Here is a 13608-nt window from a genome sequence, read left to right as displayed (position 1 = left end):
TCACCGGGCCCCTGAATGGCCGATGTGCCTCTACGGTGCCCGGTTCTATCGTTCCGACGCATGGCTAGCGACTTGCAACGGCGCAAGATCTCGGGCGTCTTCGCCGCGATGGATGCCGACGGCGACGGTTTCCTTCAGGAGCAAGACTTCCAGGCGTTGGCCGAGCGCTGGGCGCGGCTGCGCGGCCCGGGTGACGAGCGGCGCCTGACCGGCATCATGCTGAGCTGGTGGACGACGTTGCTGGCGGCCTCGGATCTGAACCGCGACGACAAGGTGACCCTGGACGAGGTCCTGCTGGTGGTGGACAAGCTTCCGGACATGCCCGAGGCCGTGACCGCGACCGCCGACGCGATGTTCGAAGCGATCGACGAGAACGGGGACGGCCTGATCTCCGCGGCGGAGTACCGCCAGTTGATCGAGGTCTGGAACGGCCGCCCCGCCGACACCGACGCCACCTTCCCGCTGCTGGATTCCGATGGCGACGGAATGCTGTCCCGGGACGAGTTCGCCGCGCTGTGGCTGGAGTTCTGGGCAGGTGACGACGCCGAGGCGCCGGGCACCCTGGTCTTCGGACCACTCGCGGCCTGACCCGTCGCGGCTTTCGGGCCGACCCGGCGTCCATACGGGCCAGACCCCGCCGGGTACCACGTCATGAACGCCCGGCCGGCTCACGATGGCGGACGTGGACGCCGTACAGGAAACCGGCTCGATGGTCTCGAGCGCCATCGCGCTGTGTCTGCGGGACCGGTGGACGGAAGCGGCCGAACTGTTGGCGGAAAACGATTCCTGGCGCACGGAATCGGCGGTTTCCGCCATGTTGGGTGAACTCTTCGGCGGCCTGGCCGAGCTCTGGGACGGCCGTTGCGCGCGGTTCGGCGCGAATCTGACCGAGCGCGAGCGGTGGCCGTTGAGGACGGTGCCGCGGCATCGGGACGACCAAGTCACCTCGTACGTCACCGCGTTGCTGGTGCTGGGTGAACGAGCACGCGCGGAAAAACTGCTCGCCGACGAGGCCTTTCCCGAAACCGGCCTGCGTGACAGCGATCGTTCGATACTCGCGGCCATGCGCGGCCGGCCCGCCCGCGCGATCGAGTTCGCCCGCCGCTCCGTCGCCGACCGTTCGCGGCGCGGCTACGACATCGGCTCTGCCGCGGCGCACCTGTCGACCGTGTCGGTCCTGCTGTCGCAGGGACGGTCCACCGAGGCACGGGGATTGCTGGCCGCCGCCCGCGCCACGGCGCCGACGCTGGCGCATCTGCTCGACATCGCGGAAGCCCGCGTCGACGTCGCGTCGGGCGAAACCGACCGCGCCGTCCGGCGCCTGCACGCGGCCACCCGCGGACTCGCCGTCGGCACGGACATCGCCTGGGCCGAACTCGCCGAGCTCGCGTTGCGAAGGAACGACCGCGCATCGGCGAAGCAGGCGCTCGACGCGCTGGAGGACCTCGCCACCGCGATGCCGACGGGCCGGGTGTTACTGCATCGCCATCTGGTCCGGGCCTGCCTCGGCGAGGAGCCCGCCGGTGAATGCCTCTGGCTGGCCCGCGAACGCGACCAGCCACTCGAACTGGCCGTCGTCACCGACCGCCTGGCCCGGCACGGCGCGTAAGACACGTGCGTGGAGCCGGATCTCGCGTGTTTTCAGCCGGAAGACACGGTGCGGCCTCCGATCACGCGAGTTCCGTCTCCAGACACGCGAGTTCGGGTTCCGGTCAGATCACCCCGGCCCGCACCGCGTACGCGACGGCGTGCGGCCGGTTGCGCAGCTTCAGCCGTCCGGTGATGCCCTGGATGATGTGCTTCACGCTGCGTTCCGAGTAGCTGAGCTCGCCGGCGATCTCGACGGTGTCCTTGCCCTCGGCCATCAGCCGCAGGACGTCGATCTCCCGGGTGGTGAGCCCGGCGGTGTTGACGCCCATCGGGTCGAGCACCTCGCGTTGCAGCCGCTCGACGTGCTTGAGCAGTTCGCCGAGCAGGCTCGGCGGGAGCACCCCGCCGCCGGTGGCCGCCGCGCGGACGGCGTGCGCCAGCCGTTCGCCGGTCGTGGCCGAGCGCGGCAGGACGGCCACCACCCGGCATTCGATGGCTGGCACGAGTTCCGCCTCGCTGATCTGGCTCACCACGAGCACCACGGGCTTGCCGTCCTCGGCGGCGAGCCGCCGCAGCCAGAGCACGATCTCCGGCGTCAGGCATTCGGCGGCGAACACCAGTACGTCGGTCTCGGCGCGCCGCTCCCAGTCCCTGATGTCGATCCCCTGCTGCGTGCCCAGCTGGCTGGCCAGGCCGGCAGTGGTGATCGGGTCGGGCGCGTGCACCGCCACGGTGATCTGTCGGGTTTCCGTGTCCACTTCGTCCCCTCCGCTTGTCCGCGGCCCCAGTCGGATGGGACACAGTCTGCGAAGAAGCTCTTCACGAAGTCTCCACGAGTTCTCAACGAGGCGTGAAGGACTTCGTGGCCTGCTGAAACGCCTCGACGTACTTGGGAAGCTCGTCCAGGATCTCGCGGAGCCTGCCCTCGGGTCCGGTGTAGTCCGGGTCGGCGAGGAGGGCGTAGCCGAAGGCCAGCGTCCGCCGAAGCTCGGTGATGCGGGCTTCGGCCTCATCGGCGTCGAGGACCAGCCTGCCGTTCCGGGCGAGGCTGAGCAGGACATCGCCGGCGAAGTGTTCCTGATCCTGGCTCACTGTCACAGCATGCACAGCCGCGCATGCCTTCGACCAGCGCCGGAGGACATTCTGCCCCTGGGAACGCCCGGCTTTGCCCGGTCGCCCCTCGCCTGAACGGGGTCAGAAACCCACATGAACGGACATCCGACTGTCCACGAACCGGCATGATCCGGGCTCAAGGGCCGAAACCCACACGGTGAGTGCCCGATTGATTGCGAAACCCACATCGCCGCCACTAGGCTTTCCGCTGAGCAGGACACTCTTTTTCGGCAGTCGGACGCACAGGCGGCAGGTCATGGACGAGGTTTCCTCGCTGACGGTGCGGCTGCTGGGCGGTTCCCCCGCCCGCCACGGCGAAGGCGAGATCGCGCTGGGTCCCGCCCAGCGTCAGGCGGTGTTCGCCACGCTCGCCCTGCGTGCCGGCCAGTTCGTCTCCCGCAAGGAGATCATCGACGCCGTCTGGGGCGAGCGGCCCCCGGACAGCGCCACCGGCATCGTGTACACCTACGTCTCCGCGCTGCGCCGCGCGCTGGAGCCGGCGGGCGAACCGCTCGTCGCCAGCCGTGCCGGCTACAGCCTCGACCTGCCGAAGCAGCAGGTCGACGTCCATGTCTTCGAAGCGGAGCTGGAGCGGGCCCGCGCGCACCGGCTCGCCGGCTCGCACGAACGGGAGCTGGAATCGCTTCGCTCCGCGCTCGGGCAATGGCGGGGTTCCGCGCTCGACGGGATCCCAGGGCCGTTCGCCGAGACCCAGCGCGCCCGGCTGAACGAGCTGCGGATGAGCGCGCTCGAACGCCAGGCCGAGGTCGCGCTGCGCCTTGGCGGCTACCGCGAGCTCGTGGGCGAGCTCGCGGTGCTGGTCGAGCGCCATCCGTTGCGCGAAGGCCTGCACCGGATGCTGATCACCGCGTTGTTCCGGTCCGGCAGGCAGGCGGAGGCGCTGGCCGCGTTCGACCGCGCCCGCGAGACGATCATCGAGCAGTCCGGTCTCGAACCCGGGCCGGAACTGCTCGCCCTGCGGCAGCGGGTCCTGGACGACGATCCGGCACTGCACCAGCAGGACCGGCCGGCACGGCATCGGCAGGCCCATGCCGTGCCCGAACGACCGTCCACCTTCGTCGGCCGGGAGTTCGAACTCCGCCGGGTGCGCCGTCACCTGGCCGCGCTGCTGGACGAAGGCCGCGGCGGGACGATCTGGCTGGACGGCGAGGCGGGCGGCGGCAAGAGCGCGTTCCTGGCGGAGGCCCTCGCCGACGCGAGGAGCCGCACGCGCTGGGTCGAAGCCGACGAGCTGACCGGCGCGGTCCCGCTGAGCCTCATCGCCGACAGCCTCGGCGGCGAAGCACTCGAAGATCTCGGCAAAACGGTCACCGAACTGTGCGAAGACGGGCCGTGGGTGCTCGTCTTCGAAGACCTGCACTGGGCCGACGAGGAAAGCCTGCTCGCCTGGCAGCGGCTGCACCGGTTCACCGCGCACCTGCCACTGCTGCTGATCGGCTCGGCGCGGCCTCTCCCCCGGCTCCGCACCCTCGAAGTCCTCCGCTCGCGGCTCGACGGGGACGTCATCTCGCTGCCGCCGTTCGACGGCCCGGCCGTCGCCGCGCTCGCCGAGGAAACCTTGGCCAGGGACCCGGGCGAGGACTTCCTCGGGTTCGCCGCCGGATACAGCGCCGGGAACGTCGGCTACCTGTGCGAGCTGTTCGCCGAATTCGCCGACGGGCGCGAGCCCGACGTCACGCCGCACAGCAGGCTCGCCGCCGTGGTCGAAGATCATCTCGCCGCGCTTTCCTTGCTGTGCAAGCGAACGCTGAACTCGGCGGCACTGCTCGGCTCGTCGTTCACGGTCGCCGACTTGACGGGTGTCACCGGCCGCGAGCTGCGGGCGCTCATCGGAGCGGTCGAAGAGGCGCTCGCCGCGCGCGTGCTGGAAACCGAGGGAGAACGGCTGCGGTTCCGTGTCCCGCTGGTGCGGGAGGTGTTCGCCGCGAACACCCCGCCCGCCATCCGCGCCGTGCTGCACCAGGAGATCGCCGCGACCATGGCGGGCTCCGGCGCGCCCGCGGACCGCGTCGCCGAGCAGCTGCTCCAGGTCGGCGACGAGCTGACGGCCCGTTGGATCCCGCAGTGGCTGCTCGACAACGTCCGCGCGCTGCCAACCGGACCGGCGGCCGAACTGCTCCATTTGCTTTCCCACCAACGAAATCTGACCGAGGATCAGCACCGGAGCCTGGCGGGCGAGCTCGCCGCGCTCCTTTTGCCCGAAACGGGGGCCACGCCCTCCTGGTCCGCGCAGCCCTGGTGCGCGCCGCTGCACACACTCGCCCGGGTGCGCAACCGAACCGTACCGAGGACGTCCTAAACTGCGGGGACACAGTAGTGATCCGGCCACTTTCGGTGCATGACGAGAAATGGAGCCGGCGTGACGAACGGGCTGCGCGTCGAGCTGCTCGGACCGCCTCGTGCCTGGCTCGACGACGTCGAGCTGAAGCTCGGGCCCGCCCGGCAGCGCGCGGTCTTCGCCACCCTGGCGGCGCGCCGCGGCCAGGCGATCTCCCTCGGTGAACTGATCTCGGACGTCTGGGGCGAGTCGGCGCCCACCAGCGCCATCGGCAGCGTCCACACCTACGTCTCCGGTCTGCGCGGCGCGATCCGCAAGGCGGGCGGTGACGCGCACGAGGTGCTGAGTTCGTCCGGGTCGAGTTACGTACTGCGGCTGGACAGGGAAGCGCTCGACGTCAGCCGGTTCGAACAGGACGCGGCGGCCGCCTGGCGGCTGCTCGCCCACACCGATCAGCGGGGCGCGGCCGCCCGGCTCACCACCGCGCTCGGTCTCTGGCGCGGCGAGGCCTACTCCGGCGTGCCGGGCCCGTTCGCCGAAGCGGAACGCGTCCGGCTCACCGAACTCCAGCTCACCGCCACCGAACTGCGCGCCACGGCCCTGCTCGGCATCGGTGACCACCGCGAAGTGGTGGCCGAACTGACGGCGCTGGTGCAGCGGCACCCGTTACGCGAGTCGTTGCACGAAACGCTCATGCGCGCCCTGCACGCCAGCGGGCGGCAGATCGAAGCGCTCAGCGCGTATCGCGAGGCCAGGCGAATACTGCGGGACGAACTCGGCGTCGAACCCGGTGCCCCGCTGCGTGATCTGCACCAGCGCATCCTGGACGGCAGCGAAAAACCTGTCACCCGACCGAAACCGGTTCCGGTCCGCGTCGTGCCGCCGCCGGTCGCCAAGGCGATCGAACGTGGCGGCCAGGGCCGCCTGCCCGGCCGCGCCCGGCAGGTCGAGCGGCTGGACGGCTTCGTCACAGACGTGCTCGCCGGCCGCGGCCGCCCGGTCTGGCTCGAAGGCGAACCGGGCATCGGCAAATCGGAACTGCTGATCGCCGGGCTGGCGGGCGCCGCGGCGCGTGGCTGCCAGCTCGCCTGGACCGCGGCCGACGAGCTGCGGCAACGGTTCCCGCTGCAGGTGATCATGGAGTGCCTCGGGGTGCACCACGGCGCGGCCGATCCGGCCAAGGCCAAGCTGGCAGGCGAGCTGCACGCCGAACCCGCGCACGGGAACTGGGGCCCCGCCGACCCGATCTTGTCCACTGTGGATAAATTGCTGGCGCTGGTCGACGAGACCTGCGCGGCGGGCCCGCTGGTGCTGGTGATCGACGACCTCCACTGGGCGGACGAGGCGAGTGTGCTGCTGTGGCAGCGACTGGCCGCCGCCACCCGCCAGCTGCCGCTCCTGCTGGTCGCCGCCACGCGCACCGGGCACGGCCGCCGCGACCTCGCCCAGCTCCGTCGCGGGGTCGAGGCGAGGGACGGCGAGATCATGCCGGTCGAAGTACTGACCGACGACGACATCGCCGCTGTGTTCGAGGTGGTCCTCGAAGCCAAGCTCGGGCCGAGTCTGCGCCCGCTGGTCCGGCGCGCGGCCGGGAACCCGCTTTACGCCAGGGAGATCGCGCACGACCTGGTCCGCACCGGCTCTCTGCGGATCAAGGACGGCGTGGCCGAGGTGACGCTGGACGGCACCGAGAACGCGCCGCGGTCGCTGCTGGCGGCGGTGGCCAGGACGCTGGAATGCCTCGACCCCGGCACGACCGAGATCCTGCGGACGGCCTCACTGCTCGGCGCGGAGTTCGCCGTCGAGGACCTCGCCGCGCTGGCGGACAAGGGCCCGCTGGAGGTCCTGCGGGAGCTGGAGCCCGCCACCACCGCGGGGGTCATCGAGTACGCCGGCGACAAACTCGCCTTCCACCATCCGTTCCAGCGTCAGGCGCTCTACGGCGCCATCGCGGAACCGATCCGTGCCGCGTTGCACCGGCGCGCCGCCGAGTCGCTCGCGCGTGCGGGCGCGCCGATCAAACGGGTCGCCGAGCAGCTGGCGGCCGGGCCGGTGCCGTTCGATCCGTGGCTGGCGGGCTGGCTCACCGCCAACCACGTCGCGGTGTCCAACCGCGCGCCGCATATCGCGGCGGACCTGCTCCGCGGCGCGCTCGACAGCACGGTGCCCACCCGCGAGCAGCGGGAGACGCTGATCGCGGCGCTGGTGCGTGTGCTGTTCCGGCTCGAACTGGCGCCCGAGGCGGAAGCCGAGCAAGCGGTGAAGACCGTCACCGACAAGGCGGATCTGGCGCAGATGCGGCATTTCCTCGCCGCGCTGCGGTACCGGCGGGGCGACACGCCTGGTGCGATCGAGGCACTCGCCGACACCGCGGACGACCCGTCGATGCCGGAGCTGTGGCGCACCAGCACCCGGACACTGCTCGCCAACTTCCGGCGCGGCACGCTCGCCGATCTCGACGAGACCGAACGGATCGCGCGGGGGCTGCACGCCGAGGCGGCGGAGGCGGGCGAACGCTATCCCGCCGCGCACGCGCAGCAGACGTTGTGGCTCGTGCACTCGATCCGCCGCGAGCACGACCGGGCGCTGACCGCGATCGACGCGGCGCTCGAGACCACCGGCGACGAGGCCGACCTGGCGACCCTGCGGTTCGATCTGCTCGACAACCGCCTGTTCACCCTGCAGAACCTCGACCGGCTCGCCGAGGCCGACGCCACGCTGCACGCCGGGTACGAGACGGCCGCGCGGCACGGCCTGCCGACCGGTCCGCAGGTCTCGGCGGCCGTGCACTACTACTGGACCGGCCGCTGGGACGAGGCACTGGCCGAATTGGACTCGGTCACCGAGGACGGCCCGGCGATCACCTTCTACGGTGTCCGCGAGCCGGGCGCCGCCGCCCTGCTGTTGCACGGGGTCGCCGCCCTCATCGCGGGCCATCGCGACGAACGCGTCGCCGTCCGCGCCCATCTGGAAGCGGCCGAGGCGCACTCTCCGTCGAACTCGTCCGAGCGCGAAAGCTGCGACTTCTACCTGGCGGCACAGGCGATGGCCGCCGAGCAACGCGGCGAGCTCGACGACGCGCTGCGGCTGTTCGCGCCGGTGCTCCGCCCCGACTACGCCCGGATGATGCTGCGCCACCAATGGCTTCCCGACGTCGTCCGCGTCGCGCTCGCCGCCGGGAACGACGCCGTCGCGCAGGAAGCACTCGCCGTCTGCGCCGAGGAGGCGAGCCAGGAGACCGTTCCCGCCAGGGCCGCCGCGGCCGCTCTCCGGTGCCGGTCGATGATCGACGGCGACCCCGAAGGCATGCTGGCCGCGGCCGATCACTACCGCGAGGTCCGCCGCCCGATCGAACTCGCGGCCGCGCTCGAGGACGCCGCCGAGCTGCTCGGCCGCGCCGGTTACCTTGAAGCGGCGACCCGTTCGCTCACCGAAGCGTGCGAGGTCCTCGGCAACGTCGGAGCCACCTGGAGCATCCGCCGGGCGGAAAGCAGGCTGCGCCGCTTCGGCGTGCTGAGCCGTGCCGAGCGAAGTCCCCGGCACAGCGGGGCGCTGTCGCCGCTGGAACTACGGGTCGCGCGGCTGGTGGCGGCGAAGCTGTCGAACCCGGAGATCGCCGCCGAGCTGAGCCTGCCGAGGCGGACGGTGCAGTCGCTGGTGTCCAGGGTCCTGACCAAACTGCACGCCGATTCCCGGCTGACCGTCGGCGACCAGCTGCCGAGACGACTCGCGTGACCGCACGACCGAGGAGAACCATGACCCGCGTACTGGCCGGATTGACGGCACTCGTGCTGCTGCTCAGCGGCTGTTCGAGCGCACCGGAAGCCGGCGGCCCGATCAAGCTCACCGTCGCCACCTTCGGCGAGTTCGGATACGAAAAGCTCTTCGACGACTACGAGAAGTCCCATCCGGGGATCACCGTCGAGGGCCGGGTCGCGGACTTCGAGACGCATCACCGCCAGCTCGCCACCGGGCTCGGCGCCGGACGCGGCAGCGCGGACGTGGTGGCGATCGAAGAGCAGTACCTCCCCAAGTTCCGCCAATCCACGGACAAGTTCACCGATCTCTCCGAGTTCGGCGCGCAGGGTCTCCGCGAGCAGTGGCCTGCCTGGAAATGGGACCAGGGCACCGCCGAAAGCGGTAAGTTCGTCATGGGCCTCGGCACCGACATGGGCAGCCTCGCCCTCTGCTACCGGCGCGACCTGTTCGCGAACGCGGGCCTGCCGTCCGACCGCGACCAGGTGGCCGCGCTGTGGCCGACGTGGGAGAAGTTCGCGGAAACCGGCGAGCGGTTCAGCGCCAAGGCGCCGGACGGCGTCAAGTTCGCCGACTCGGCGGGCACCGTCTACACGGCGATGCTCAACCAGGCGCAGGAGAACTACTTCTCCAAGGACGAGCGGTTCATCGCCGACACGAACCCCAACGTGCGCAAGGCCTTCGAGCTGGCGGGCGGGATGGCACTGAAGAAGGAGACCGCCGCGGTCACCACCTTCACCCAGCCGTGGACGGTGGCGATCAAGCAGAGCCGGTTCGCCGCCATCACCTGTCCCGCGTGGATGCTCACCCAGATCGAAGAGGCGGGCGGACCGGAGCTCGCGGGCAAATGGGACGTCACCTCGGTTCCGGGCAAGGCCGGCAACTGGGGCGGCTCGTTCCTGACCGTCCCGAAGCAGGGCGCGCACCGCAAGGAAGCCTACGACCTCGCCGTCTGGCTCACCGCGCCCGAACAGCAGAAGCGGATCTTCCTGGAAAGCGGGCTGCTGCCGAGCGCGCTGGGCGCGTACCAGGACACCGCCGTGCTTTCCCACACCAGTCAGTACTTCAGCGGCGCGCCGATCGGCAAGATCTTCGCGGCCTCCGCCGAGGCCCTGCGGCCGAACTACCGCGGGCTGCGCGACGGCGAGGTACGGCCGGTGTACGGGCACGCGCTCGGCCGTGTCGAAGAGGGGAAGCAATCGCTCGATCAGGCGTGGAGCCAGGCCGCGACCGAAGGCCGCGCCGCGGCCGCCAACTGAGCGGGGACGGCGTGACACGCAGGTTTCCGGCCGGGTTCCGCTGGGGCACGGCCACCGCGGCGTACCAGATCGAGGGGTCGACGACGGCGGACGGCCGCGGACCATCCATTTGGGACACTTTCACCGCGCAGCCTGGTCTGGTGCTCGACGGCGCCACCGGAGACCCGGCCTGCGACCACTACCGGCGCTACCGTGAGGACATCGGACTGCTGAGCGACCTCGGCGTGCCCTACTACCGCTTCTCCGTCGCGTGGTCGCGGATCATGCCGGACGGCCGCGCGGTCGAACCACGCGGCCTCGCCTTCTACGATCGCCTTGTCGACACCGTGCTGGAACACGGGATCACCCCGATGGTGACGCTCTACCACTGGGATCTCCCGGAAGCGCTGCAGGCGGAAGGTGGCTGGCCGCACCGTGACCTCGCGAGCCTTTTCGCCGACTACGCACTGACTGTCCACAATGTACTCGGTGACCGGGTGCGGCAGTGGACCACGATCAACGAGCCGTTCTGCGCCGCCTTCATCGGCTACGGCAACGGCGATCACGCGCCGGGCATCCGCGACGAGGGCGCGGCACTGGTCGCCGGGCACAACCTCCTGCTCGCGCACGGCAAGGCCGTGCAGGCGTTGCGGGCGAACGGCAGTGGGCAGGAAGTGTCCATCGTGCTCAACTTCGCCCCGGTGCTGACCGATGTGGACGACGCCGCGCACCGTGAGGCCGCACGCAAATTCGACTTCCTGCACAACAGGTTCTTCCTCGATCCGCTGCTGGGCCGCGGCTATCCGCCCGAGCTGCTGGCGGATCTGGCGCATCTCGGCACGCTGGAACCGGCGATCGCCGACGGCGATCTGGAGATCATCGCGCAGCCGCTGGACGTCCTCGGCGTCAACTACTACGCGCCCGCCCGCGCGGTCCCGCTCGAAGATCCCGAGGCCGACAGCAACTGCCCGCTGCCCGGTCTGCGCGGGATGGACGTCCAGCCGCCCCGCGGCGACCTGACCTCGCTGGGCTGGGAACAGCGGCCGGAGTGCTTCACCGAACTGTTGCTGTGGCTGCACGAACACTGCCCCGGCCTGCCGCTCGTGATCGCCGAGAACGGTGCCGCGTTCGAGGACGAGGTCGTCGACGGGCGGGTGCACGACGAGAAACGCGTGCGGTACTTCGCCGAACACCTCGCCGCCGTGCACGACGCGATTCAACGCGGCGCCGACGTCCGCGGCTACATGGCCTGGTCGCTGCTGGACAACTTCGAGTGGGCGATGGGCTACACCCAGCGGTTCGGCCTCGTGCACGTCGACTTCGAAACGCAGGAACGAGCACTCAAGGACAGCGCCCGATTCTACGCGGACGTGGTGGCGCGCAACGAGCTTCAAGGGCTCTGACGGCTTGGGCTTGTTGTTGCCGGAAATCGGCGACGCACTGGCGCCCGAAACTGCCGGCGGTTCTCTGCGTGGACACACACAGCGGTACCACCTCATGCACGTCGACTTCGAAACGCAGGAACGAGCACTCAAGGACAGCGCCCGATTCTACGCGGACGTGGTGGCGCGCAACGAGCTTCAAGGATTCAGACAGCTTGACCTTGTTGTTGTTGCCGGAAATCGGCGACGCACGGACACCGGCGGTCAGTCGCACGTTCCCTGCGTGGACACACACAGCGGTACCACCTCGTACACGTCGACTTCGAAACGCAGGAACGAGCACTCAAGGACAGCGCCCGATTCTACGCGGACGTGGTGGCGCGCAACGAGCTTCAAGGATTCAGACAGCTTGACCTTGTTGTTGTTGCCGGAAATCGGCGACGCACGGACACCGGCGGTCAGTCGCACGTTCCCTGCGTGGACACACACAGCGGTACCACCTCGTACACGTCGACTTCGAAACGCAGGAACGAGCACTCAAGGACAGCGCCCGATTCTACGCGGACGTGGTGGCGCGCAACGAGCTTCAAGGATTCAGACAGCTTGACCTTGTTGTTGTTGCCGGAAATCGGCGACGCACGGACACCGGCGGTCAGTCGCACGTTCCCTGCGTGGACACACACAGCGGTACCACCTCGTACACGTCGACTTCGAAACGCAGGAACGAGCACTCAAGGACAGCGCCCGATTCTACGCGGACGTGGTGGCGCGCAACGAGCTTCAAGGATTCAGACAGCTTGACCTTGTTGTTGTTGCCGGAAATCGGCGACGCACGGACACCGGCGGTCAGTCGCACGTTCCCTGCGTGGACACACACAGCGGTACCACCTCGTACACGTCGACTTCGAAACNAACCACCCTTCTGAACCGTCGCCGAAAAACGACCACGGCCCCGTGTCCGCGACGACCTGGTTGCCGAAATACGACCATGACTTAAGTCGGCGCGTGATCACGCCGCGACTCGGTCAGGCAGTAGCCGTGAAACCACATGCCACCCATCGCCGAAATACGGCCATAGCCCCGCTACGAGACCAAGAACCAGGCTCACCCCGACCGCGGTCGCAAGACTCGCCACGCAACTACCCGACAACGAGTCGTCGCCAAAATACGGCAACGGCCCGATCAGTGCCGGAGCCCGCGCCTGATCACGCCACGTTCGGCCAGACAGTAGCCGTGAAACCACATGCCACCCATCGCCGAAATACGGCCATAACCCCGCCACGAGACCAAGAACCAGGATCACGACGACCACGGGTCGCGACATTGCTATGCAATTACACGACAGCGTGTCGTCGCCGAAACACGGCTAGGGCTCGATCTAGACCGAAGTCCGCTCAGGTCGTCAGGCCCGTGGCGCGCCCCGCATCACGCCGTCGACCACCTTCCTGGCCAGCAGGATGAACAACACGATCACGGGGAGCACACCGATGGTTGCCGCGGTGAGCATCAGCGAGTAGTCGGTGAAGTAGCCGCTCGCCAGCCGCGACAACGCCACCTGGACGGTCGGATGCGCGTTGGGGTCGAGCACGATCAGCGGCCAGAAGAAGTCGTTCCACGCGGTCATGAACGTCAGCATCGCGAGCACGGCGGCCTGAGGGCGGATGGCGGGCATGGCGACGTGCCAGAACAGCCGCGCCGTCGAACAGCCGTCGACGCGTCCGGTGTCGAGCAGTTCGCCGGGGATCGCCTCCTCGCACGCCTGCCGCATCCAGAACACGCTGAACGCGCCGATCAGCCCGGGCACGATCACCGCCTCCAGCCGTCCGTACCAGCCGAGTTCGCCGACCACGAGGTAGAGCGGGATGACGCCCAGCTGGGCAGGCACCATGGCGGTACCGATGACCACCAGGAAGAGCGAGTCGCGGCCCGGGAAGCGCAGTCGCGCGAAGGCGAAGCCGGCCATGCTGGAGAGCAGCACGTTCGACACGGTCACCGTGCCGGCGACGATCAGCGAGTTTTGCATCGCCAGCCAGAAGTCGACGGTCCCGAAGACCCTGCCCACGTTCTCGATCAGGTTGCCGCCGGGCAGCAATGGCGGCGAGGTCTCGCCAAGGGCGGAGTTGTCCTTCGAGGACACCACGAACGACCAGTACAACGGGAAGATCGACGCGACGGCGACGGCGAGCAGCAGCCCGTAGACGACGAAGCCGGTCCGTTCCCTGGCCGCCAC

10 protein-coding genes and 2 pseudogenes are annotated in these 13608 nt (G+C 69.5%); 9 read left to right on the top strand and 3 right to left on the bottom strand.

What is annotated here, in order from left to right; all coding sequences use genetic code 11:
• Positions 1–60 precede the first annotated feature (60 nt).
• Positions 61–588, top strand: a complete 528-nt coding sequence (locus LCL61_RS19715) for an EF-hand domain-containing protein (protein WP_340688196.1) — start codon at positions 61–63, stop codon at positions 586–588.
• Positions 589–682: 94 nt separating this feature from the next.
• On the top strand, positions 683–1609 hold the full coding sequence (locus LCL61_RS19710) for a hypothetical protein (protein ID WP_340688195.1): 927 nt from the start codon (positions 683–685) through the stop codon (positions 1607–1609).
• Positions 1610–1712: 103 nt separating this feature from the next.
• Here the strand turns inward: LCL61_RS19710 and LCL61_RS19705 are convergent, their stop codons facing one another.
• Both LCL61_RS19705 and LCL61_RS19700 read right to left on the bottom strand, forming a co-directional pair.
• Positions 1713–2348 carry a response regulator transcription factor gene (locus LCL61_RS19705; protein WP_340688194.1) on the bottom strand — a complete coding sequence of 212 codons (636 nt, stop codon included), beginning with the start codon at positions 2346–2348 and terminating at the stop codon, positions 1713–1715.
• Between the two features lie 82 nt (positions 2349–2430).
• Entirely contained in the window at positions 2431–2682 is a 252-nt protein-coding gene (locus LCL61_RS19700; protein ID WP_340688193.1) for a hypothetical protein, read from the bottom strand.
• A gap of 277 nt (positions 2683–2959) precedes the next feature.
• On the opposite strand from LCL61_RS19700, the gene LCL61_RS19695 reads away from it, so the two are divergent.
• The 7 genes and pseudogenes from LCL61_RS19695 to LCL61_RS42620 all read left to right on the top strand — a co-directional run bounded on the left by LCL61_RS19695 (position 2960) and on the right by LCL61_RS42620 (position 12375).
• Entirely contained in the window at positions 2960–5023 is a 2064-nt protein-coding gene (locus tag LCL61_RS19695; protein WP_340688192.1) for a BTAD domain-containing putative transcriptional regulator, read from the top strand.
• A gap of 60 nt (positions 5024–5083) precedes the next feature.
• On the top strand, positions 5084–8737 hold the full coding sequence (locus LCL61_RS19690; RefSeq protein WP_340688630.1) for a BTAD domain-containing putative transcriptional regulator: 3654 nt from the start codon (positions 5084–5086) through the stop codon (positions 8735–8737).
• Positions 8738–8757: 20 nt separating this feature from the next.
• Positions 8758–10017: an ABC transporter substrate-binding protein gene (locus tag LCL61_RS19685; RefSeq protein WP_340688191.1), complete on the top strand. Its 1260-nt coding sequence runs from the start codon at positions 8758–8760 to the stop codon at positions 10015–10017.
• Positions 10018–10028: 11 nt separating this feature from the next.
• On the top strand, positions 10029–11399 hold the full coding sequence (locus LCL61_RS19680) for a GH1 family beta-glucosidase (RefSeq protein WP_340688190.1): 1371 nt from the start codon (positions 10029–10031) through the stop codon (positions 11397–11399).
• A 258-nt stretch (positions 11400–11657) separates the two neighbouring features.
• A pseudogene (locus LCL61_RS42630) lies at positions 11658–11717 on the top strand (hypothetical protein); the annotation flags it as partial.
• 134 nt (positions 11718–11851) lie between these two features.
• A pseudogene (locus LCL61_RS42625) lies at positions 11852–11911 on the top strand (hypothetical protein); the annotation flags it as partial.
• Positions 11912–12045: 134 nt separating this feature from the next.
• Complete coding sequence (locus LCL61_RS42620; protein ID WP_425342055.1) at positions 12046–12375, top strand: family 1 glycosylhydrolase; 330 nt, start codon at positions 12046–12048, stop codon at positions 12373–12375.
• A 405-nt stretch (positions 12376–12780) separates the two neighbouring features.
• Here the strand turns inward: LCL61_RS42620 and LCL61_RS19675 are convergent, their stop codons facing one another.
• Positions 12781–13608 (bottom strand): carbohydrate ABC transporter permease, encoded by an 828-nt coding sequence (locus LCL61_RS19675; protein WP_340688189.1) that lies wholly within the window; start codon positions 13606–13608, stop codon positions 12781–12783.

The organism is Amycolatopsis coloradensis (assembly GCF_037997115.1).
GTDB lineage: Bacteria > Actinomycetota > Actinomycetes > Mycobacteriales > Pseudonocardiaceae > Amycolatopsis > Amycolatopsis coloradensis_A.
The sequence above is the reverse complement of the archived record's forward strand: the minus strand, read 5'-3'. Positions and strand labels throughout refer to the sequence as shown.